The organism is Larkinella bovis (genome assembly GCF_042655385.1).
GTDB lineage: Bacteria > Bacteroidota > Bacteroidia > Cytophagales > Spirosomataceae > Larkinella > Larkinella bovis.
This window is the reverse complement of the sequence record NZ_JBHSMA010000001.1, coordinates 99,903-122,092: the sequence shown is the minus strand read 5'-3', so window position 1 is coordinate 122,092 and position 22,190 is coordinate 99,903. Positions and strand designations below refer to the sequence as shown.

At 54.4% G+C, this 22,190-nt stretch carries 16 protein-coding genes; 10 read left to right on the top strand and 6 right to left on the bottom strand.

The features are described from left to right. The first annotated feature begins 39 nt into the window (after positions 1-39). The 4 genes from ACFPMF_RS00440 to ACFPMF_RS00425 are packed head-to-tail and all read left to right on the top strand — an operon-like array spanning position 40 to position 3,376. A complete protein-coding gene (locus ACFPMF_RS00440; protein WP_379840442.1) occupies positions 40-747 on the top strand; it encodes a tetratricopeptide repeat protein in 708 nt (235 codons plus the stop codon). Positions 748-789: 42 nt separating this feature from the next. After that, positions 790-1,965, top strand: a complete 1,176-nt coding sequence (locus tag ACFPMF_RS00435; RefSeq protein ID WP_379842731.1) for a thiolase family protein — start codon at positions 790-792, stop codon at positions 1,963-1,965. Positions 1,966-1,987: 22 nt separating this feature from the next. After that, positions 1,988-2,947: a phosphoribosylaminoimidazolesuccinocarboxamide synthase gene (locus ACFPMF_RS00430; protein ID WP_379840441.1), complete on the top strand. Its 960-nt coding sequence runs from the start codon at positions 1,988-1,990 to the stop codon at positions 2,945-2,947. Positions 2,948-2,968: 21 nt separating this feature from the next. Next, on the top strand, positions 2,969-3,376 hold the full coding sequence (locus tag ACFPMF_RS00425) for an STAS domain-containing protein (RefSeq protein ID WP_379840440.1): 408 nt from the start codon (positions 2,969-2,971) through the stop codon (positions 3,374-3,376). A 205-nt stretch (positions 3,377-3,581) separates the two neighbouring features. Here the strand turns inward: ACFPMF_RS00425 and ACFPMF_RS00420 are convergent, their stop codons facing one another. The 3 genes from ACFPMF_RS00420 to deoC all read right to left on the bottom strand — a co-directional run bounded on the left by ACFPMF_RS00420 (position 3,582) and on the right by deoC (position 6,522). Next, on the bottom strand, positions 3,582-4,610 hold the full coding sequence (locus ACFPMF_RS00420) for a Gfo/Idh/MocA family protein (protein ID WP_379840439.1): 1,029 nt from the start codon (positions 4,608-4,610) through the stop codon (positions 3,582-3,584). A gap of 121 nt (positions 4,611-4,731) precedes the next feature. After that, positions 4,732-5,646 (bottom strand): sugar phosphate isomerase/epimerase family protein, encoded by a 915-nt coding sequence (locus ACFPMF_RS00415; protein ID WP_379840438.1) that lies wholly within the window; start codon positions 5,644-5,646, stop codon positions 4,732-4,734. A 108-nt stretch (positions 5,647-5,754) separates the two neighbouring features. Further along, positions 5,755-6,522 carry a deoxyribose-phosphate aldolase gene (deoC, locus tag ACFPMF_RS00410; protein WP_379840437.1) on the bottom strand — a complete coding sequence of 256 codons (768 nt, stop codon included), beginning with the start codon at positions 6,520-6,522 and terminating at the stop codon, positions 5,755-5,757. Positions 6,523-6,579: 57 nt separating this feature from the next. Here deoC and ACFPMF_RS00405 point away from each other — a divergent pair, with 57 nt between their 5' ends. Next, positions 6,580-7,491, top strand: a complete 912-nt coding sequence (locus ACFPMF_RS00405) for a ribonuclease Z (protein ID WP_379840436.1) — start codon at positions 6,580-6,582, stop codon at positions 7,489-7,491. 78 nt (positions 7,492-7,569) lie between these two features. Here the strand turns inward: ACFPMF_RS00405 and ACFPMF_RS00400 are convergent, their stop codons facing one another. Together ACFPMF_RS00400 and ACFPMF_RS00395 are read right to left on the bottom strand one after the other, a co-directional pair. Continuing rightward, positions 7,570-10,830 (bottom strand): M4 family metallopeptidase, encoded by a 3,261-nt coding sequence (locus ACFPMF_RS00400; protein ID WP_379840435.1) that lies wholly within the window; start codon positions 10,828-10,830, stop codon positions 7,570-7,572. Between the two features lie 35 nt (positions 10,831-10,865). Then, entirely contained in the window at positions 10,866-11,306 is a 441-nt protein-coding gene (locus ACFPMF_RS00395) for an FAD-binding oxidoreductase (RefSeq protein ID WP_379840434.1), read from the bottom strand. Between the two features lie 784 nt (positions 11,307-12,090). On the opposite strand from ACFPMF_RS00395, the gene gltB reads away from it, so the two are divergent. The 5 genes from gltB (at position 12,091) to ACFPMF_RS00370 (ending at position 21,377) form a co-directional block, all read left to right on the top strand. Further along, positions 12,091-16,665, top strand: a complete 4,575-nt coding sequence (gene gltB / locus ACFPMF_RS00390) for a glutamate synthase large subunit (RefSeq protein ID WP_379840433.1) — start codon at positions 12,091-12,093, stop codon at positions 16,663-16,665. Between the two features lie 31 nt (positions 16,666-16,696). Then, positions 16,697-18,184 carry a glutamate synthase subunit beta gene (locus ACFPMF_RS00385; protein WP_379840432.1) on the top strand — a complete coding sequence of 496 codons (1,488 nt, stop codon included), beginning with the start codon at positions 16,697-16,699 and terminating at the stop codon, positions 18,182-18,184. A 141-nt stretch (positions 18,185-18,325) separates the two neighbouring features. Then, a complete protein-coding gene (locus tag ACFPMF_RS00380; protein ID WP_379840431.1) occupies positions 18,326-19,537 on the top strand; it encodes a pyridoxal phosphate-dependent aminotransferase in 1,212 nt (403 codons plus the stop codon). A 117-nt stretch (positions 19,538-19,654) separates the two neighbouring features. Then, a complete protein-coding gene (locus ACFPMF_RS00375) occupies positions 19,655-20,440 on the top strand; it encodes a queuosine precursor transporter (protein WP_379840430.1) in 786 nt (261 codons plus the stop codon). Positions 20,441-20,489: 49 nt separating this feature from the next. Beyond that, on the top strand, positions 20,490-21,377 hold the full coding sequence (locus tag ACFPMF_RS00370) for a YybH family protein (protein WP_379840429.1): 888 nt from the start codon (positions 20,490-20,492) through the stop codon (positions 21,375-21,377). A 189-nt stretch (positions 21,378-21,566) separates the two neighbouring features. On the opposite strand, the gene ACFPMF_RS00365 is transcribed toward ACFPMF_RS00370, so the two are convergent. Then, a complete protein-coding gene (locus tag ACFPMF_RS00365; RefSeq protein ID WP_379840428.1) occupies positions 21,567-22,010 on the bottom strand; it encodes a hypothetical protein in 444 nt (147 codons plus the stop codon). Positions 22,011-22,190 lie beyond the last annotated feature (180 nt).

The window sequence follows — 22,190 nt, the reverse complement described above, 5'->3', positions numbered from 1 at the left end:
AAAGAGTTCGTATTTTTGCCGGACGATTAACCCCCAACGATGACCTACCTGATTTTATCGGTCTTGCTCTGGTTGTACGACAATCGTTCTTTTGTGAAGATTTCGCACGACAACATCGCCCGCATAGAAGGCCTGCGAGCCTATCAGGCCGGCGACTACAAACGGGCGGCCGAACACTATGTGGCCCTGGTCAACTCTACCCTCTTCGTGGATCCGTCGGCCCGGCTGAACCTCGCCCATTCGTATTTTCACCTCAAGCAGTATACCCAGGCCCAAAAACATTACCGGCTCGTTACCCAGATCAACCAGCCCGAACTGGCTGCGGCCGCCGAAGTCCAGCTGGGCATTATTGCGGTCTTACAGGGCGATTCGAGTACCGCCCTTTCCATGTTCCGAAAAGCGCTGAATACCGTACCCGGTTTTGGGTCTGCCCAGTTTAATTACGAACTGATCAAAAAAACGTATTCGGGCAAACCCAATCCTGCTCATTCGCAGCAGCCCAGGCCTAAAAACCGGCCGACGGAGCAGGAGACGGAAGCCACGACGGAAAGCGGGCAGGAGAGCGGCACCGAGGTCGAACAGGGCGATAACAAAGACGAATTGCTGCGCCGGCTGCGTTCGCTGGACCTTTCGGAAGAACAGGCGCTGGCCATCCTGAACGCGATGCAGGACAACAAGGTGCAATACATCCACCAACGAAAGCAGGCCACCAGCCGCCAGAGCCGGAAGCAGTATAACACGTATTGATCGACGCATTCTCATCAATCCATCCCTATGAACTTACTGGATATGCATGAAGTAGTAATTATATCGGCTGTTCGGACCCCGATTGGCAGTTTCGGCGGAGCGCTCGCTTCGTTGTCGGCAACGGATCTGGGCGCTGCCGTCATCCGGGCAGCGTATAAAAAAGCCGGCCTTTCTTCCGGTTTGGTCGACGAGGTCATTATGGGGAACGTAGTTTCGGCCAACCTGGGTCAGGCACCGGCCCGTCAGGCGGCCCTGAAAGCCGGTTTATCAACGACCACACGATGTACCACGGTCAATAAGGTGTGCGCTTCCGGTACGAAAGCAATCATGATGGCGACGCAAACCATCCAGTTAGGCCAGGCGGATGTGATCATCGCTGGTGGGATGGAAAGTATGTCGAATGCCCCGTATTACATTCCCAAAGCCCGTTTTGGGTATAAATATGGCAATGCCGAACTGATCGACGGCTTGGCCAAAGATGGCCTGGTGGACCCGTTCGGCCACTGCGCAATGGGCGTTTTTGCCGACCAGACCGCCAAAAAATACAACATCAGCCGCGAAACCCAGGACGCGTTTGCCGTTCAATCGTACAAACGGGCCGCCGAAGCCACGGAAAATGGTAGATTTGGCAACGAAATTATCGCGATCGACGTACCTTTGGGCAAGGGTGTCAAAACCGTCCGGGAGGATGAGGAATACAAAAATGTATTTTTCGATAAAATTCCGAACCTGAAACCGGCTTTTACGGCCGACGGAACCGTAACGGCGGCCAATGCCTCCACGCTCAACGACGGCGCTTCGGCGCTGTTGCTGATGAGCCGGAAAAAAGCGGACGAACTGGGCCTCAAACCGCTCGCCCGCATTCTGGGCTATGCCGATGCCGAGCAGGAGCCCGCCGAGTTTACCACGTCCCCCACGCTGGCTATCCCGGCGGCTTTGAAACGGGCGGGCATCAAACCGGAAGCGGTTGATTTTTACGAGATTAACGAAGCTTTTGCGGTGGTGGCACTGGCCTGTAGTCAATTGCTGGAAATACCGCAGGAAAAGCTGAACGTATACGGAGGTGCGGTGTCGCTGGGGCATCCGCTGGGAGCTTCCGGCGCCCGGATCGTTACCACGCTGACGAGCATCCTGCAACAACAGAACGGGCAGATTGGCGCCATTGGAATCTGCAACGGCGGTGGGGGTGCCTCGGCGCTGGTCGTTGAAAAACTATAATTGCTAATTAATTCATTTCGAGATGAGTATCGCCAAACAGGCCGTAAAAGAAACCCGCTTTACATTCGATGGGCAAACCGGTTTTTACCGGGGCAAGGTCCGCGATGTGTACCATTTTGAAGACCGGTTGGTGATGGTGGCTACCGACCGGATCTCGGCGTTCGACGTGGTATTGCCCCGCCCGATTCCGTTCAAAGGACAGGTGCTTAACCAGACAGCCGCCCATTTCCTGCAAGCCACTGCTGACATTGTACCGAACTGGCTGCTGGCGGTACCGGATCCGAATGTGGCCGTCGGTCTAAAATGCCAGCCATACCCGATCGAGATGGTGGTGCGCGGCTACCTGGCCGGCCATGCCTGGCGGGAATACCGCGCCGGGAAGCGGACGCTTTGCGGGGTGGCGTTGCCCGATGGCCTGAAAGAATCCGATAAACTACCCGAACCCATCATTACCCCGGCGACCAAAGCCCAGGAAGGCCACGACGAGGATATTTCGCGGGAAGAGATTCTGGAACGCGGGATTGTTTCGGAAAGCGAATATGTCCAGCTTGAAAAATACACACTGGCCCTGTTCCAGCGCGGCACCGAAATGGCCGCCCGGCGGGGCCTGATCCTGGTCGATACCAAGTACGAATTCGGATCGCTGAACGGCCAGATTTATTTGATCGACGAAATTCACACGCCGGATTCTTCCCGGTATTTTTACGCAGATTCGTACGCCCAGAACCAGGAACGTGCTCTGCCCCAGAAACAGCTCTCGAAAGAGTTTGTCCGCGAATGGCTCATCGCCAACCACTTTCAGGGCAAAGAAGGCCAGACCGTGCCCGAGATGTCGGACGAATGGATCGACCAGATTTCCAACCGCTACATCGAGCTGTACGAAACCGTGACCGGTCAGTCGTTTCAGCGTTCGGAAACGGACAATATTTACCAGCGAATCGAAGAAAATATCCGTCGTTCCCTGACGGTTACGTATTTTTAAATCGGAAAAGGGCTATCCACTATGAATTACTCCATCGAGAAAAACGAGCAATACACCCTCGTCAACCTGAACGAGCCGGTTTTTGGCGGAGAGGTATCGACTACGTTTGAAACGCTCAGCCGCAACCTGTTCCGGGAAGGATACAGCAACATTATTGTCGATTTTAACACCGTCAAGGACATTGAAGATCCGGGTATTTCCATCATTCGGAAAATAAACCGCCAGTGTACCAACGAGTCCGGTCTGTTTATTCTGGTCACGAAACGCGATGACTTGATCGACTTTCTGGACCGCTCCAAAATCCCCGATCTGACCATTTTGCCAACCCTCGAAGAGGCCATTGATGCGGTTTTTATGAACGAGCTCGAAAACGATTTCCGCAGTGAAGACGATGACAGCTACGAATTCGGGGGCAGCGCGGATGATTGATCACCGATTCCGGATCAATACGCCTTGAATGGATTGCTTTTTAACAACGACCTAAAATAGTCCCTGATTTATTTTAGGTCGTTGTTATATTCCGGGCAGGTTTCAAAAGCCATGCAACGATCCAAGCGTACAGAGAACGTTTTTTATGACTCCTGAGCGTATTTTTCAATCCAGCTGCCATAATTCTTTCGCTGGCGTAAGCAAATTACGTAAACCCCGAGGCTGATTTGTAAATCTGCTCGACCACTTCCTGCAAAATTGCTCCCTGCTCGCCCGTACAGACGTTGGACGGTTTTCCCAGACAGGCATCCAGAAAAGCCGCCGTGTTTTTGAGCTGAATGTCCACGTTGTCGAGGTACGGAAAATGGACATTCGCCAGTTCACCGGCCACTTCCGTATACAGCGTAAAGGGAAAAAGCGTCGCCCCGCCCCGACTGCCAAACACTTCCAGATTCCGGTTGATATCGGCCTGCGTATTGAGCGCGAACGACGACGAGAGCATGATCGATGCGTTGTTCGGAAAGGCCAGATACGCCATGCAGGCATCTTCGACGCCGAACGTCTGCGGATTCCAGGACCCCATCAGTCCCTTGCCACCGGTTTTTCCGATGAAATCGTAGGTATTCCCCAGCACCTGCGTCGGAACCGCATAATCCAGCGCGCAGAGGGCCAGATCGAGCACGTGCACGCCCAGATCCATCAGCGCGCCCCCACCCTGGATCGCTTTATCGGTGAAATAGCCCCAGCCCGGAATCCCCCGCCGACGCAGAAAACTCGCTTTAATATGGTAAATATCACCGAGTTGCCCGTCGGCTTTGCTCCGCATCAGTAAGTCCCATTCGCTCGTCTGCCGCAGTTGCAGGTTGTAGGCCAGTACCAGCCCGTTCCGGGTTGCCAGATCGGCCATTTCGCGGGCTTCGTGGGCATGAATAGCGGGCGGTTTTTCGCACAAAACGTGACACCCCTGCTCCAGCGCCTGAATCGTGTAAGGATAATGCAGGTTATTCGGCGTGCTGATCACCACCATGTCCGGTTTGCATTGCTCGTACATGGCGACCGAATCGGTAAACGCGTGCGGAATGCCGTGTTTCTGCGCCAGCGCCCCGGCTTTGATGCCATCGCGGCTACAAACGGCCACGATCTCGACGAGATCCGCCAGTTGTTTTAGGGCCGGAATGTGGTTCTTATCGGCAATATTGCCCCCGCCGATGAGGGCTGCTTTCAATTTCGACATGGGAGTTACGGGGTGGCTAAAAAGTTAATACACAGAGTTTATCAGAGAGGATCAGAGGGAATCAGAGAAACCCCTGATACCCTCTGGTGTCCTCTGATTAACTCTGTGTAACAACCACTAGTTAAAGCACTAAAAATTGGCTCAAATAATTCCGGGAAGTCAGGATGGCGGTTTGCACATCTTCGGGGCTGCCTTCGTAGGCTTTGTCTTCCACCTCGATGCAAACCGGGCCCCGGTAGCGAACGTCGGTCAGGGCCGCGAAGAATTCCCGCCAGCGCACATCGCCCAAACCGGGTAGTTTCGGGGAGTGGTATTCGAGCGGATTAGCCATAATGCCCACACGATCGAGTTTGTCGCGGTATACTTTTACGTCCTTGAGGTGAATATGGTGCAGCCGGTCTTTGTAATCATAAATCGGCCGGACCTCGTTCATCATCTGGAAAATCAGGTGCGAAGGGTCGTAATTCAGGCCCAGAATCGGCGACGGAATGATTTCAAACATCCGGTCCCAGATGGCGGGCGTCGTGGCCAGGTTTTTGCCACCGGGCCACTCGTCGTCGGTGAACCACATGGGGCAGTTTTCGATGCCGATTTTCACGTTATTTTCCTCCGCCACCTTGATAATGGCAGGCCAGTGTTCGGCGAAAAGTTTCAGGTTCTCGGTGATGGTCAGCCCCGGATTCCGCCCAATGAACGTATTTACCACCGGCACCTCCAGGTTGGCAGCCGCCCGGATGACTTTCTTGATGTGTTCGCGGTAAAACTCCGCCTTCACCGGATCGGGATCGAGCGGATTGGGATAATAACCGAGTCCCGAGAGGTAAACGCCGTATTTCTGCGTCAGAAGCTGAATGTGTTTCGCATCGAAATTATCCACATCGATATGCGAAACGCCCGCATACCGCCGGGCATCGGCATTATCGGCTGGCCAGCACATCACTTCGACGCACTTAAACCGTTGCTCCGACGCAAATTCCAGCACGTGTTCCAGATCATATTCCGCCAGAATGGCACTTACAAAACCAAGATGCAGCATTGAATTAGTTTTACAGTTTATGGTTTACACGTATTCGCTTTTCGGTGGCTGACGCATCCGTTAGTAAGTGGGCGTCACCCCGTAAACCGAATACCGTAAACCGTTACATTAATACCCTTTCGATTCGTTAATTTCAATTTCGGATGACCCGGTTTTTCCGCCCCCGAAACGGCGGTAGGCTTCTTCCAGAATGGCCGCCGTGGCACTGGCCCCCAGCCGGGCGACGCCCAATTCCCTGACTTTCAGCAACCCGTCGAGTGTTCGAACCCCACCGGCAGCTTTCACTTTTACCCCCGGTCCGACATGGGCGAGCATCAGCTTCAGGTCGTGTTCCGTGGCACCCTCGTACGCATAGCGGCCATCATCCCCTTTGACAAAACCGTAGCCCGTCGAGGTTTTGATAAACTCCGCTCCCACTTCCGTGCAGATTTCGCACAAGCGGATTTTGAAGGCGTCATCGGGCAGGAAATCATTCTCAAAGATCACCTTCAACACCGCCCCGTGCCGGGCACACACCTCTTTCACCGCCCGGATTTCATCCGTGACATAGACCCAGTCGTTGCCCAGCACTTTTCCGATGTTGACCACCATGTCGATCTCCACCGCCCCGTCCTGGCAAGCCTGTTCGGTTTCGGCCACTTTGATGGCCATCTGGCTGTTCCCGTGGGGAAAACCGATGACCGTTCCCACCAGCACATCACTTCCGGCCAGTTGTTCGACGGCCAGCGGTACGGCATACGGTTTGATGCAGACGGACGCAACGTCGTACGCCCGGGCCAGTTCGCAACCCGCCCGCAGTTCGTCGTCGGTGAGCGTCGGATGCAACAGCGAATGGTCGATCATTTTGGCCAGTTCGCGGGTCAGCGCGGTATCCATGAAAGAATTACGTGAGATTTGGAAACTGTACGGATTCGCGGCAAGTTTACAAAAAATATGACATTCAACCTGACGATCCTTGGCAGCGGTTCGGCAACGCCCGTGCTCAACCGCCATACGACCGCCCAACTCCTGACCATCGAGGGCGATTATTTTCTGATCGATTGCGGAGAGGGCACGCAATACCGGCTGATTGAGCACCATTTCCGGCCCGGTCGGCTCAGGTATATTTTTATCAGCCACCTCCACGGCGACCATTATTTCGGCCTGGTGCCCTTCCTGTCGAGCCTGAACCTCGCCGGTCGGACCGACGATCTGTGGCTGTTTGGCCCGCGCGGATTGTGGGAAATCATTACCGTTCAGTTCCGGTATTCGGACACCAAGCTGAATTATCCGATTCATTTTCAGGAAACCAATCCGCACGAGCCTACGCAGATTCTCGACCATCCGCAGGTCCGGGTCGAAACCATTCCGCTCCAGCACCGGATCGACTGCACCGGTTTTCTGTTCCGGGAACGAAACCGCAAACGGAAACTGATTGCCGAGAAACTTCCCGCCGATTTACCGGTGTCGTATTACCGGCATTTGAAAGACGGTGAGGATATTGTGGATGAACACGGGCAGGTAGTGTACGGGGCGGAGGAATATACCCTCCCCGCGCCCCCGCCCCGCTCCTACGCGTTCTGCTCCGACACCCGCTACAACGAAGCGATGTTCGACCAGATTCACGGCGTCGATCTGCTTTACCACGAAGCGTCGTTTCTGGATGATATGGAAGCCCTCAGTGAACGGTATTTCCACTCTACGGCCCGCCAGGCCGCGCTGACGGCCAAACAGGTAGCCGCCAAACGGCTGCTGATCGGTCATTTTTCGTCGCGCTACAAAGCAACCGACGAGTTTCTAGTCCAGGCCCGGTCGGTTTTTCCGGAAACCTACCTGGCCATCGAAGGAGAAACAACGGATATTTAACCGAGGAAACAAAAACCGCTGCCGTAACCTACGGAAGAGGTCAGGCAGCGGTTACACGGACAGAGATGGTAGGCGGTTTTACGGTTTCACCACTTTCCGGTGGGCGGTTCCTTTCGGCGTCTGCACGTTCAGGACATAAAAACCGGAAGGTACCTGGCTCGTATCCAGGGTAACCCGGTTCGACCGGTTTTTGGTCGGTTGCTGAATCAGCGTGACACCGGAAACGGTGGTCAACGTCAGGGCTTCGAAATATTCGCCCTGCGGTAATTCCACCGTGAGCGACGTTGTCACCGGATTCGGATACAGTTTCAGCGCATCGGCCCAGGTGGGTTCCGTTCCGGTGACGGCCAGCACATTAAACTTCCGTTCCACCGGCGTTGCGGCCAAATACTGATCGTTCCCCGGCTGCGTGGCCCGCACCGTCACCACCCCCGGCTTGGTGGGGGTCAGTTTGTTGCCCGAAAGCGTTGCCGGGCCGGAAACAATCGAAAAGCCGACCGGCAGATTGGACGAAGCCGTGGCCACCAGGGTGAACGATCCGTCGTCGGCGTACCGATCCGGAATCTCGTTGAACGTGATGGTTTGGGACTTTTTGCCGACTTCGGCCCGCGTTCCCGGAGCATACAGCACGGCCCATTTCGCATTATCATACAGCCCTTTCACCTCCCCTTTCGGCGAAATCTTGTCGGCCTGTAATTCAATTGTGGCCACCATTTCGACATCCCCATCCTTGCTTAAGGTATTGAAAACCAGCCGGTCGTCCAGACGCGAATAATCCGGATAACCAATCGTTACGTTGTTGATCACCGCGCTGAGTTTACCAGTTTCCAGATTTCCCGCCAGAATCTGGTAGGATTCATCAATGGAATGATAATAGTCGAAGGCAATGATATTGGGTGAATTCTTGGAAAAACAGGGATTTCCGACACTTTCACCATCTTCCAGGTTGGAGAACAGCTTCAGAATGCTGCCATCGGCAAAGTTTTTCGCACTGGTATCCCAAACGTTCATAAAACCGACGTCCCAGTAGTCAAGGTCCTCGCCATCCGAATTCTTCAGTTTGTTATACGCATCGTAGACCAGAAACCGGCCATCATGGTCCCATTCGAATGAATCCGCGTATTCCACTTCACCGGTCTTGACGCCCTCGGCCGACGTCGGATTATAGAGCGGAAACTGCTTCCATTTTTTGAGGTCATAGCTGTACACCCAGATCGACTTGTCTTTTTCTTTCGTCAGAGCGGCCAGTTTGGTACCGTCGCGGGAAATGGCCACGTTATCCCAGATGGTTTCATTGGAAATAACCACTTCCTCGACCGCGCCGGTCAGCGTCACCGCCCGAATCCGACCATCTTCGGTTACATAATAAGCCACTTTGCCATCATCCGTGATGCTCGGTTTGTGTTTCACCTGCGCTTTCACGCGCGCCGTCAGGTTACCCGTACTCATCGGGGCCGTATACAGCTTCTGGTCGCCCACGCTATAAAGCAGCAGCATATCCGTGCCATTGTTGACCGGGAGGTCTTTCGGTTCGTCCGGCTTGGTGGTCGTTTCTACAATGCCAACGGCATCGAATGCTTCCCGGGCGGCTTTTGCCTCTGCGTTATCCGCGCCGTACAGATCACCGGCGGCCCGGATCACGGCCAGCCGCAGGTCCAGAAATTTGGAGGTCCGGGTCAGGTAATTCGTCATGGCGCGGTAATAAACCTGCTCGGCCTTGTCTTTCCCGATTTTGGTCGCAAACAGGTAAAAGGCGTAATTGGGAATCCCGCTATTGATGTGTACCCCGCCGTTATCTTCTTTCGTGGTCACAAACTGATCCATTGTTTTGGGCTGATACCCGCGCACACTGGCCCCGTTCTGGTTGGGATTCGACATGCTCCGCATGGCTCCGGTCGGATAGGCGCTCTTCAGAACCACATCCTCGCCCACGTTCCAATCGTCGCGGTCGATCAACACGCCGAATACATCGGCCAGCGACTCGTTAATGGCCCCCGATTGATCCTGATAAACCAGGTTGGCCGAATTTTCGATCACGCCATGCGTCATTTCGTGTCCGGCAGCATCCAGCCCACCCGCCAGCGGTTTAAACCGGGTGTTTCCGTTTCCATAGCCCATGTAATCCCCGTTCCAGAACGCATTGTCCATTCCTTTTCCGTCATCTTCCACCACATTGATAATCGACAGAATCGAGCCGCCTTTGCCGTTCAGCGAATTGCGTTTATGGGTTTTCAGGAAGTATTCGTAGGCAAAAGCCGCATTGGCATGGGCCGAAAGTCCCGTCGCATTCCAGTCGGTATTGTTCTTCGAAGTGATGTAATAGAGCTTCATGCTCCCGTCGGCTTCCTGCTTGTTGCGGGCATCATACGTAACAATGGCTCCCACCGGTTTTTGCGGCATGGTCGACGCTTTGGCATCAAACATCGACCGTGAGGCATCGATCAGGTAGTAGGAAGAGCCCGACTGGTAGGTTTGCAGGTTTTGCGTGACGCCGTTCAGATCCTTGCCCGTGGCTTTCACCGGGCCATCCACTCCGCAGGTATGGTTGAATTTATTCAGCACTGCGCCGGTCTGGGCATCGATCACGTACTGCCAGCGTTCGATGAAATTGGGCCGGAGCGTAATTTCGTAGGCCAGCACGGTTTTGTCACCCACCGGATAAAGACAGAGCGAACCGGTCGATGGCTGGGAGCCCAGCAAATTCTGCCCGAACACCCGGACGACGGTTTCTTTGCCAACATCCTGAAACGCCCGATCGGTGGCGGCCTGGAGCGACAACCGGGGCGTTGTGTTAACGTTTTTGATGAGTGTATACTGCCCATTCAACAGAGTAACGGTTCCGTTTGTCAGGTGGGCGATCAGTTCGCTTCCATACACCGGAACGCCCTGAAACGTTTGCGCCATCCGGATGTGGGTCTGCCCGAGTTGATCCGTTTCGGTACGCGTAATGGCAAAATGTTCTTCCGGTTTTTCGAGCTTCAATAAACTTTTCACCTGGTTCATGAACGAAAAAGCCGCTTCGCGGGCATTCAACCGGGCGGCTTTTGTCGTCGCTGGAACGGGCGTACGGTTTTCGATATAAACCGGCAACCGGGAGCTGGTATCGCGAACCACCTTCAGACGGAGCGGCTGGGTCGAAAACTGAGGCCCATTCGCCCCCGCAGCCAGTCGAAAATTCCCGTTCCGGTCCGAAACCGGGCCCACCTCGGCGTTCAGTTTCTGGGCCAGACCGGGTGTTGGGGCCTGGGTTTTCAGCTTTCGGCCAAAACCGCCCTCGGGCGTTTGCGCCATCGCCCCGACCGTGCAGGCCAGTAAGACAGTAGATAAAATTGATTTCATCGTGGTATTTGTTGTTAGTTTAGACGCTCAAAAAATCATTTGGGGGCTGGAACCTGCGCCATAAAGGATTGATAAAATGTGGTAAACCGGTCCGGTGGCGGTTTTTGCCGATCACCCCAGGTAACCCGGAATTCCTGCGGCCCCTTTTTCCAGGCCACAAACCGGTAGCGATTACCCGGCTCCTGAAAATGGGTTGTTTTAATGCGGCAGGTGCTCTCCAGTTGCTTGAAAAGCCGCCGGGTGGTGGCCGCCGATTTTCTCCCCAATGGGGTAAAAAGCGAATCGGTATCCGATTTGACATAGAGATACCCGCTCTCAAGCAGGTAATAGGCTCGGGAACCACCCGTAAAACCGCCCCCTTCGCCGACGATAATCTGGCGGTTTTTGGAGGTCATCGGATAACGCGAACCGGTTTGGGCCTCGCAGTGACCCGTGGATGCCAGGAGCAGCCATCCGGTAATCAGAATTTTAACCATAATCGAGGTTGTTCGGAACGGGAGCGAATGTAAAGCCTGCGTCCGAATCCTGGGCCGGTGGAATGCATGAGCCGTCAAAAATCGATACTGAAGTGTACCTTATTGAGTAAACGGTAAGTTGAGGGTTGCCGAAAGGGAATTTTCGGCCCCAAGGAAGAGCCCTTTCTGTGTCATTTCTCCCCTGAAAACCGCCCGATCAGGGCGCCGGGGAGGGTGGTTTTCTGAGGACCTGATCCGGCCAGCGATGGGCGGATGCACTAAAAAACTAATGACTATACAAATTGAATATAATCCTGAAAACACTTTCAAAATTTAACCAATTTTTCTGCATTTTGGTATAATATTAGCCATTTTAACCTCAAATGCAAACCTATTTTTGGCAAATACTTACATTTTATACATTTTTCACTTATTTATTAAACTTCCACCCAATTTTTTGGAAGTTACTGGCAAAACCAGCCTAATTATCTTTTTAACTATATTTATAGTAGCTATTATTAAATTAAAATTCCTGAAACCCCTCCATTATCATTCCTTCAATTTCATCTCATTTTTAGTAAATTCTATTCACTAACCAAGACAATTTTGTACCAAAATCATAAAATTGGCTATGCAAACGAAATTTCGTATTTTGGACTTTTCACAAAATATATTTTAATGTAACTTGCACTTCCAACGCAAAAACGGTAGTGTCTGCTGTATCTAGCTCGTTTTCCTTTACTCACCTGCCGACCTTTTGATTTGCCATTTTTTTAATATTCAAACCACGAAAGAGTTTACGCCGATGTCTTCTTCTAACGCACCGCAACAGGGCCTTTACCGGTCCGAGTTTGAACACGACGCCTGTGGAATTGGATTCGTCGCGCACGTGAAGGGTCGTAAATCCCACCAGATTGTGGAAGATGCCCTGACGATGCTGACGCGCATGGATCACCGGGGTGCGGTTGGGTACGAAACCAATACCGGTGATGGTGCGGGCATCCTGATTCAAATCCCCCACGAATTGTACGTCGATGAATGCCGGAAGCTGGGTTTTGCCCTGCCGCCGGCCGGTGAGTATGGGGTGGGCATGATTTATATGCCCAAGGACGAAAAACTGCGGAAAGAATGCCGCGACATTCTGAACCGCACCATCAAAAAACTGAACCTGGAACTGCTCGGCTACCGCGTCGTCCCGGTCGATTCATCGGACCTCGGCAACGGGTCCCGCTCCGTCGAACCGCAGATGGAACAGCTTTTTATTCGCAAACCGGACACCCAAACTGCCGACGAATTTGAGCGTAAACTTTACATTATTCGTAACTACAGCAGCCGGATTATCAACGAAACGGTAACCGGCCTGAACAATAGCTTTTATTACTCTTCGCTTTCGAGCCGGGTCATTACGTATAAGGGTCAGCTAACGACCAAACAACTGCGTGATTATTTCCCGGATTTGCAGCGTGAAGAACTGGTTTCGGCCGTCGGTGTGGTTCACTCCCGGTTTTCGACCAACACCTTCCCGTCCTGGCAACTGGCGCAGCCGTTCCGGTATATCGCCCATAACGGGGAAATCAATACCGTGAAAGGCAACGTCAACTGGATGAAAACGGCGGAAGCCATGCTGGAATCCAAGCTGTTCTCGAAGGAAGAACTGGCGATGCTGCGCCCGATCTGTAACCTCAACCAGTCGGACTCGGCCAACCTTGACAACGCCATCGAACTGCTGGTGATGTCGGGCCGCTCGCTGCCCCACGTCATGATGATGCTGATCCCGGAAGCCTGGGACGGCAACGAGAGCATGGACCCCGACCGGCACGCGTTTTACGAATACCACGCGGCCATTATGGAACCCTGGGACGGCCCGGCCTCGATCTCGTTCACGGACGGCCGGATTGTGGGGGCTACCCTCGACCGCAACGGTCTGCGGCCTTCGCGCTACTGGGTCACCGACGATGATGTCGTTATCATGGCGTCGGAAGCGGGGGTCAACGATATCGATCCGGCGAAAGTCGTTAAAAAAGGTCGGCTGCAACCGGGCCGGATGTTTGTTGTGGACATGGAGCAGGGCCGGATCATCAGCGACGAAGAGGTGAAAGCCGACATTTGCTCGCGCCAGCCGTACCAGCAATGGCTCGACGAGTACAAGATTAAAATTTCCGACCTGCCGAAACCGGTCCGCACGTTCAGCCACATGCGGAAACAGGACATTACGCAGCGGCAGCAGGCCTTTGGGTATACCTCGGAAGATCTCCGGATGATTCTGGGGCCGATGTCCGAAACCGGGCTGGAAGCCCTGGGCTCGATGGGGACCGACTCCCCGCTGGCGGTTTTGTCGGACCAGAGCCAGCACCTGGCCAATTATTTCAAACAGCTGTTTGCGCAGGTGACCAACCCGCCGATCGACTCGATCCGGGAGCGGTCGATCATGTCGCTGATTTCGTTCGTCGGCGCCAATGGCAACCTGCTGGACGAAACACCCCAGCACTGCCGGTTGATCGAGCTAACCCAGCCGGTTTTGACCATTGAAGAGTTTGACAAGCTGCGGTTTGTGGACAAAAATCACTTCCAGGCGAAAACGATCAACACCTATTTCCGCGCCGACCAGGGCGGAGTTGGGCTGGAGCGCGCGCTGGAACGGATTTGTCGGTATGCCGAAGATGCCATCGAAGACGGTTTTGAAATCATTATCCTGTCGGATCGGGCCATTGACTCCGACCACGCGCCGATTCCGTCGCTGCTGGCTACGGCGGCCATTCACCACCACTTGATCCGCAAGGGATTACGGGGTCAGATTGGCATTCTGGTCGAAGCCGGTGACGTCTGGGAAACGCATCACTACGCCACCCTGATCGGTTACGGCGCGTCGGGCATCAATCCGTACATGGCCTTCGAAACGATTACCGACATGAAGGAACGCGGCATGTTGCAGGTCGACTACCCGGTTGAAAAACTCCACCAGAACTACATCAAGGCGGTTAATAAAGAACTGCTCAAGATTTTCTCGAAAATGGGGATCTCGACCCTGCAATCGTACCAGGGAGCCATGATTTTCGAGTGTCTGGGGCTGAACAAAGACGTGGTCGATCGCTACTTTACCGGTACGATTTCCCGCATTGGCGGCATGGGTCTGGAGCAGATTGGCCGCGAAATTCTGGTGCGCCACCGGCAGGCTTTCCCCGAAAACAACAAGCTGACCAACCGGCTGGAAGTGGGCGGAGTGTACCAGTGGAAGCAACGCGGAGAAGCGCACATTTTCACACCCGATACGATTCACCTGCTGCAACAGGCCGCCCGGAAAAACGATTACCAGATTTACAAAAAATACGCCAATCTGATCGACGATCAAACCCGCAAAGCCCTGACGCTGCGTGGCTTGATGAAGTTCAGGAAAGGCAGTCCGGTGCCCCTTGAAGAGGTGGAATCCATCGAAAGCATCTTCAAGCGGTTTGCCACGGGTGCCATGTCGTTCGGATCGATTTCGTGGGAAGCGCACACCACGCTGGCGATTGCCATGAACCGCATCGGCGGCAAGAGCAATTCCGGCGAAGGCGGTGAAGACGAGCTGCGCTACAGGCCCCTGCCCAACGGCGACAACATGAATTCGGGCATCAAACAGGTCGCTTCGGGCCGGTTTGGAGTAACGAGTCATTACCTGACCAACGCCCGCGAATTGCAGATCAAAATGGCCCAGGGTGCCAAGCCCGGTGAAGGGGGTCAGTTGCCCGGCCACAAAGTCGATGACTGGATCGGTCGTACGCGCCACTCAACACCCGGTGTGGGTCTGATTTCGCCCCCGCCCCACCACGATATTTACTCCATCGAAGATTTGGCCCAATTGATCTTCGACCTGAAAAATGCCAACCGCGAAGCCCGCATCAGCGTCAAGCTGGTGTCGGAAGCCGGGGTAGGTACGATTGCCGCCGGGGTAGCCAAAGCCCATGCCGATCATATCCTGATTTCGGGTCATGACGGCGGAACGGGGGCATCTCCGCTGAGTTCGATCCGGCACGCCGGTCTGCCCTGGGAACTGGGGCTGGCCGAAACGCACCAGACGCTGGTTCGGAATAAACTGCGGGGCCGCGTAACGGTACAAACCGACGGTCAGATCCGGACGGGTCGCGACCTGGCGATTGCCGCCCTGCTCGGAGCCGAAGAATTTGGCGTCGCGACGGCTGCCCTCGTTACGGTCGGTTGTATCATGATGCGGAAGTGTCATTTGAACACCTGCCCGGTCGGTGTGGCAACGCAGAACAAAGACCTGCGGGCGCTGTTCTCGGGCAAACCGGAACACGTCGTGAATATGTTCACCTTCCTGGCAACCGAACTCCGCGAAATCATGGCGGAACTGGGCTTCCGGACGGTTAACGAAATGGTTGGGCAGTCGCAGCTGCTCGAGATGCGAAAAGACATCAAGCATTGGAAATACGACAACGTCGATCTGTCGGCGGTACTGTTCAAGGATGCCAACAGCCTCGACGTTGCCAACTTCAAGCAGGAAGAACAGGATCACGGCATGGCCGACATTCTGGACTGGGATCTGCTGAAAGCCGCTAAACCGGCGCTGGAATCGGGCGAATCGGTTTACGCGGAATTCCCGATCATTAACCTGAACCGGGCGGTCGGTACGGTTTTATCCAACGAAATTTCGAAAATTTACGAGGGGAAAGGCCTGCCGGAAGGGACGCTGCACTTCAAATTCCGGGGTACAGCCGGTCAGAGCTTCGGCGCTTTCAATACGCACGGCATCAAACTGGAACTGGAAGGCGACGCCAACGACTACTTCGGCAAAGGACTCTGCGGAGCCCAGCTGATTGTCTATCCCGACCGGATGGCGCCGTTCAAACCGGAAGAAAACAGCATCGTCGGGAACGTCTCGTTCTACGGGGCAACCTCCGGTGAAGCCTACATCCGGGGTATGGCCGGAGAACGTTTCTGCGTCCGGAATTCCGGAGCCAAAGTGGTGGTCGAAGGCGTTGGTGACCACGGCCTGGAATACATGACGGGCGGTCTGGTGATCATCCTGGGCTCGGTGGGCCGCAACTTTGCCGCCGGGATGTCGGGCGGGGTGGCCTACGTCTGGGATCAGGAAGGCGATTTTGCTTCCAAAGTCAACAAAGAAATGGTGAGCCTCGAAGCACTGGACAGCGAAGACGTGACCATCATGAAGGAATACGTGGAAAAACACTTCCAGTATACGACCAGCAACGTCGCCTTGCAATTAATTCAGGATTGGGACAATCTTATCAAACAATTCGTCAAGGTGATGCCAAACGATTTCCGCAAGGCGCTGGCCGGACGGGGTGTTTCACTCGCCGACCAGATTCGCGACAAAAACGTCGTCTATCAGGATATCGTGGTCGATGTGGTTCACCAGTAATATTTGAAAACCGTATACGCTTTTAATCTTCATGGGAAAACCCACTGGATTTCTAGAATTTACCCGCGAACTGCCGAAGAAACGGGATGTTCAGCAGCGGATTCACGATTACAAGGAGATCGAAAAACCGTACGCCGAGGAGGATACCCAGAAACAGGCCGCCCGGTGTATGGATTGCGGGATTCCGTTCTGCCATAACGGCTGTCCGCTGGGCAATATCATTCCGGAGTTCAACGACGCCGTCTACGAGCAGAACTGGGAGTATGCCTACGAAATTCTGGCATCGACCAACAACTTCCCGGAGTTTACGGGCCGCATCTGCCCCGCTCCCTGCGAGTCGTCCTGCGTCCTGGGCATCAACAAACCGCCCGTGGCCATCGAATTCATCGAGAAATCGATTATCGAAGCTGCGTATTCGCGCGGGCTGGTGCAGCCGAACAACGCCATCAAACGGACCGGCAAAGCCGTGGCCGTAGTCGGGTCGGGCCCGGCGGGTCTGGCGGCAGCGGCCCAATTGAACAAAGCCGGCCATACCGTAACGGTTTTCGAGCGGGCCGACCAGATTGGCGGTTTGCTGCGTTACGGGATTCCCGATTTTAAACTGGAAAAATGGGTCATCGACCGTCGGCTCGACGTAATGAAAGCCGAGGGCATTACCTTCAAAACCAATACGAACGTTGGTGAACACGTCAAAGCCAAGGAACTGCTGGCCGATTTCGATGCAGTTCTGCTGACGGGCGGTTCTACGGTTCCGCGCGATCTGCCGATTCCGGGCCGGGAATTGAAAGGCGTTCACTTTGCGATGGAATTCCTGAGCCAGCAAAACAAACGCGTTGCTGAACGCCCGGTGGAAGTCGATCATCGCGGGGTGAAATACGCCAGCGGGGATATTTTCGCTACGGACAAAAACGTGGTGGTGATTGGTGGTGGTGACACCGGTTCCGACTGCGTGGGAACTTCCAACCGTCACGGAGCCAAGTCCGTCACCCAGATCGAGCTGATGCCGATGCCACCGGCCGAACGCGCCGAAAGCACGCCCTGGCCGAACTGGCCGATGATGCTGCGGACGTCGACGTCGCACGAAGAAGGCTGCGACCGGCACTGGTCGATCAACACGAAAGCCTTCATCGGCGACGAAAACGGTAACCTGAAAGCCCTCCGGATTGTGGAGTTGGACTGGCAAACCGTGGACGGCAAAATGAAAATGGTCGAAGTGCCGGGCTCCGAGCGGGACATTCCCTGCGAGCTGGCCTTACTGGCCGCCGGTTTTCTGCACCCGCAACAGGAAGGGCTGCTCGATGCGCTCGAACTGGAATACGAACGCGGGAACGTGAAAGCCGTTAATTATCAAACGACTACCAACCCGAAGGTATTTGCCGCCGGGGATATGCGCCGGGGTCAGTCGCTGGTTGTCTGGGCCATTTCGGAAGGGCGTGAAGCCGCGCGAGCGGTGGACCTCTTCCTGATGGGTGACAGCCAGCTGGAAGCGAAAGCGAAGTCGATGTTTGCGACGGTCTGACCTACGGATACTTCTACCCCTAGAGCCGCTGGTTGACCACCAGCGGCTTTTTGTTTTTCCATAACGGCCCACTAAAACCGGCACCTGCCGGATCCATTGAAAACGTGTACCTTTGCCCCACTTTTATTCCAATCACCCACTATGAATTTTTTAAAGTCTGACCGGCTCAATGACTTGCGGTACGAAATTCGCGGGCCGGTTTACGAAAAAGCCCTTGAGCTGGAGAGTCAGGGTTATTCGATCATGCACCTGAACATCGGTAACCCGGCCCCGTTCGGCTTCGATGCGCCCGATGAAATCGTCCACGACATTATTCTGAATATCCGCAATGCGCAGGGCTATTCCGATTCGCGGGGGCTGTTTGCGGCCCGGAAAGCCGTCATGCATTACACGCAGAACCTGGGCATCAAAGATGTTGCCATCAACGACGTGCTGATCGGAAACGGGGTCAGTGAACTGATTCTGCTTACGATGCAGGCGCTGATCAACGAAGGCGATGAAGTGCTGGTCCCCTCGCCCGACTATCCGCTCTGGACGGCTTCCGTCGCGCTCTCCGGCGGAAAACCGGTTCATTACCTCTGCGACGAGGCCAATGACTGGAACCCGGATGTGGCCGACCTGGAAAGTAAAATCACGCCCCGCACCCGCGCCATCGTGGTCATCAACCCCAACAACCCGACCGGGGCGGTTTACGACAAAAAAGTCCTGGAAAGCATCGCCCAGGTCGCCGAACGCCACCAGCTGATTCTGTTTTCGGACGAGATTTATGACAAAATCCTGTACGATGGCGCCGTTCATTACCCGATGGCCACGCTGGTGGAAGACACGCTTTGCATCACAATGGGCGGTTTATCGAAGAACTACCGGGCCGCCGGTTTTCGGGGGGGCTGGTTGATTCTGAGCGGCGCCAAACACCGCGCCAAATCCTATATCGAGGGGCTGACACTGCTGGCCAGCATGCGGCTTTGCGCCAATGTCCCCACGCAATACGCCATTCAGACGGCACTGGGTGGCTACCAGAGCATCAAGGACCTGGTTTTGCCGACCGGACGGCTTTACAAACAGATCCAGCTGGCCCACGACCGCATTACGGCCATCCCCGGCTTGTCGTGTGTCAAACCGAAAGGGTCGCTGTATATTTTTCCCAAGATCGATCTGTCGCAGTTCCGGCTGGCCAACGACGATGAGTTTGTCTTTGACCTGCTGGATGAACAAAAAGTCCTGGTGGTGGCCGGAACGGGTTTCAATTACGTCCACGACGACCATTTCCGCATCGTCTGTCTGCCTTCGCTCGACGACCTCAATCTGGCAATCGACCGCATCGAGGAATTTCTCGAAAGCCGACGTAAATAAATGAAGCGTTAGGAGTTAAGAATTAAGAGTGAAGAGTGATATCTTGTCATTGCGTTCCGGAGCGCAGGCATCCCCCACACAATTCTTAATTCTTAACTCATAACTCTTACTTCCAGAATGGCTTCGTTTACCAGCAAAAAAACCAATCTTTACCTTTTTCTGAGCGCCCTCTTTCTGACCAACGCGGTTATTGCCGAAATCATCGGGGTCAAAATCTTTTCGGCCGAAACCTGGCTGGGTGTGGCTCCGGCCCAGATTCATTTGTTGGGCGATTTTGTCCTGGATTTTAATCTGACGGCGGGCGTGGTGATCTGGCCGGCGGTTTTCATTACCTCCGATATTATCAACGAATACTACGGTGTTCAGGGCGTCCGGCGCATTTCGTACGTCACGGCGGGCTTCATTGCGTACAGTTTCCTTATCATTTACTTCGTAACTTCCCTCCCACCGGCCCAGTTCTGGCTGGAGGTCAACAAAACCGACGCGGTGGGAAATCCCATGAACATCAACAATGCCTTTTCCATGATTTTCCGGCAGGGACTGGGCATCATTCTGGGCTCCATTACGGCTTTTCTGGTGGCCCAGATGCTCGACGCTACGGTTTTTCAGGCTCTCAAGCGAATTACGGGCAGCCGCAAAATCTGGTTGCGGGCCACGGGTTCTACCCTCATCTCCCAGTTGATCGACAGTTTCGTCGTCCTGGTCATCGCGTTTTACATTTTCGGCAACTGGTCGTTCAAGCAGGTGATTGCCGTAGCCATCATCAACTACATTTACAAATTTTTCGTCGCCGTAGTCCTGACACCCGTCCTGTATCTCGCTCATTATCTGATCGATAACTATCTGGGTCACGAACACGCCAAAGAATTGGCAAACGAATCGAGCATGAGTACGTTTATGTAAAGAAACGGTCGCGGCCCAGCCGCTGAATCCGGCCGTTCAACAACAAACGATGACGAAAAACGCTTACCTAACGCTCTGGTTCGTAACGAGTACCCTATCTGCTTTTTCACAAAGCCCGCTCCAGACACTGGTCAATGCGGAGAAGAAATTTGCGCAACTGTCGCGGGACAGCACGACCAAAACCGCCTTTCTTCAGAATCTGGCACCGGATGGTATTCTGTTCGCCAAAGGCAAAGTAACCAATGGCCGGGAACTGTTTGAAACCGGACCCGAACGGCCCGGCAAGTTGACCTGGCAGCCGGTGGCCGCCGATGTGGCAGCTTCGGGGGATTTGGGGTACACCACGGGTCCCTGGGAAGCACGCCCGAAAACACTAACCGATACCCCATCCGGTTATGGGCATTACGTTACACTCTGGAAAAAACAGGCCGACGGCAACTGGAAAATTGCGCTGGACATCGGCATCAGCCATTCCGCCCCGCCAACGCCCCCGGTTAACGCCATCCGGGTGGCAACGGGGATCCGGAGTGTCACCAGTTCGGATACGACCCAAAACCGGGAAGAACTGCTGGCACTCGATAGCCAGTTTATTAAAACGCTGGAGAAAAGCGGGGTAGCCGCGACCTACCGGCAGTATCTGGCTCCGCAGGCCCGGCTGTACCGGATGGACCAGCAACCGTTCATCGACCGGCCCGCCATCGACTCGCTGCTGAAGCAACCCATTACGCTCGGTTTTCTCCCGCTGGGTGCGTCCGTTGCGGCTTCGGGGGATCTGGGGTACGTCTACGGCAACGCCCAGACACTCGCGACGCTGGCCGGAAAACCGGTTAAACGAACGGGTAATTACCTCCGCATCTGGAAAAAAGACAGCCAGGCGCAGTGGAAACTGGTCCTGGATCTGGTCAGTCTGGAACCGGCAGAAGCTCCGGAGAAATGAAGACAGACAAGAGAGAAAAGACCCGCGACAAGCATCCATAACCTACTCTTTCTCAAGCCCTTCCTCTCTTATCTTTCCTCTCTTGTCCGCAAAAAAATCCCCCACCACGAAGCGAGGCAGAAAGAGCGGCATCTTTCGGGTACCTGACCACCGTCGGCGGGGAAAACGTTTGTCGGTAGTTGGGGCTACTCAATCCAGCAGTGAGACAAACCGCGTGGGTTGCTTTACTTCGACTTTCTGAGTTTCAAGCCGGAACGACTTGGTGATGTGCGTATACCCGTCGCTGATCTGGAAGGTATACAAACCATCCTGCATGGTTTCCATGTCAAATTTCCGCCAGTACTTTTTCAGCCGTTTGCCGACTTTTTCGGAATGCAGCACCTCGTTATTTTCGTTCACCAGCGTCACCTGAATCGGCACCTCGATGTAGTTTTCGATCATCAGATTCATCTTGGCCGTGTTAACCGAGCGGTAGATGGCCACGCCCATCGCTTTGGTACGGCTCACGTTCGGAGAGGAGGACGTTCTGTTTTCTTTTTCATCGCCGGGAATGGGATCTATCGACGATAAACCGGCCCAGACCGGCGCGTTCAGGACAAGAAGTAGGGCGAAAACGGTTAACGGGCGCTTCATGGGTATCTGTTGTTTAGTGTGACCTCTGATTGCTTTTTAGCAAACCATCAATGGATTAAAAGTAGTGCGGGAAAACTGCCCCGGAATACCGCAAATGAGGTGATATTGCGGAATGGAACGGCTTTCGGGATGAACGGTCGACAGGCCGGATAAAGAAAAAACCGGCCAGATCTGGCCGGT

What these genes read in the sequence shown, in the direction of transcription:
- ACFPMF_RS00375 (WP_379840430.1), top strand. Translation starts at nt 19,655, where the DNA reads ATGGCTTCGTTTACCAGCAAAAAAACCAATCTTTACCTTTTTCTGAGC.
- ACFPMF_RS00415 (WP_379840438.1), bottom strand. Translation starts at nt 5,646, where the DNA reads ATGCTGCATCTTGGTTTTGTAAGTGCCATTCTGGCGGAATATGATCTG.
- ACFPMF_RS00440 (WP_379840442.1), top strand. Translation starts at nt 40, where the DNA reads ATGACCTACCTGATTTTATCGGTCTTGCTCTGGTTGTACGACAATCGT.
- ACFPMF_RS00425 (WP_379840440.1), top strand. Translation starts at nt 2,969, where the DNA reads ATGAATTACTCCATCGAGAAAAACGAGCAATACACCCTCGTCAACCTG.
- ACFPMF_RS00365 (WP_379840428.1), bottom strand. Translation starts at nt 22,010, where the DNA reads ATGAAGCGCCCGTTAACCGTTTTCGCCCTACTTCTTGTCCTGAACGCG.
- ACFPMF_RS00430 (WP_379840441.1), top strand. Translation starts at nt 1,988, where the DNA reads ATGAGTATCGCCAAACAGGCCGTAAAAGAAACCCGCTTTACATTCGAT.
- ACFPMF_RS00405 (WP_379840436.1), top strand. Translation starts at nt 6,580, where the DNA reads ATGACATTCAACCTGACGATCCTTGGCAGCGGTTCGGCAACGCCCGTG.
- gltB (WP_379840433.1), top strand. Translation starts at nt 12,091, where the DNA reads ATGTCTTCTTCTAACGCACCGCAACAGGGCCTTTACCGGTCCGAGTTT.
- ACFPMF_RS00400 (WP_379840435.1), bottom strand. Translation starts at nt 10,830, where the DNA reads ATGAAATCAATTTTATCTACTGTCTTACTGGCCTGCACGGTCGGGGCG.
- ACFPMF_RS00435 (WP_379842731.1), top strand. Translation starts at nt 790, where the DNA reads ATGCATGAAGTAGTAATTATATCGGCTGTTCGGACCCCGATTGGCAGT.
- ACFPMF_RS00370 (WP_379840429.1), top strand. Translation starts at nt 20,490, where the DNA reads ATGACGAAAAACGCTTACCTAACGCTCTGGTTCGTAACGAGTACCCTA.
- ACFPMF_RS00395 (WP_379840434.1), bottom strand. Translation starts at nt 11,306, where the DNA reads ATGGTTAAAATTCTGATTACCGGATGGCTGCTCCTGGCATCCACGGGT.
- deoC (WP_379840437.1), bottom strand. Translation starts at nt 6,522, where the DNA reads ATGGATACCGCGCTGACCCGCGAACTGGCCAAAATGATCGACCATTCG.
- ACFPMF_RS00385 (WP_379840432.1), top strand. Translation starts at nt 16,697, where the DNA reads ATGGGAAAACCCACTGGATTTCTAGAATTTACCCGCGAACTGCCGAAG.
- ACFPMF_RS00420 (WP_379840439.1), bottom strand. Translation starts at nt 4,610, where the DNA reads ATGTCGAAATTGAAAGCAGCCCTCATCGGCGGGGGCAATATTGCCGAT.
- ACFPMF_RS00380 (WP_379840431.1), top strand. Translation starts at nt 18,326, where the DNA reads ATGAATTTTTTAAAGTCTGACCGGCTCAATGACTTGCGGTACGAAATT.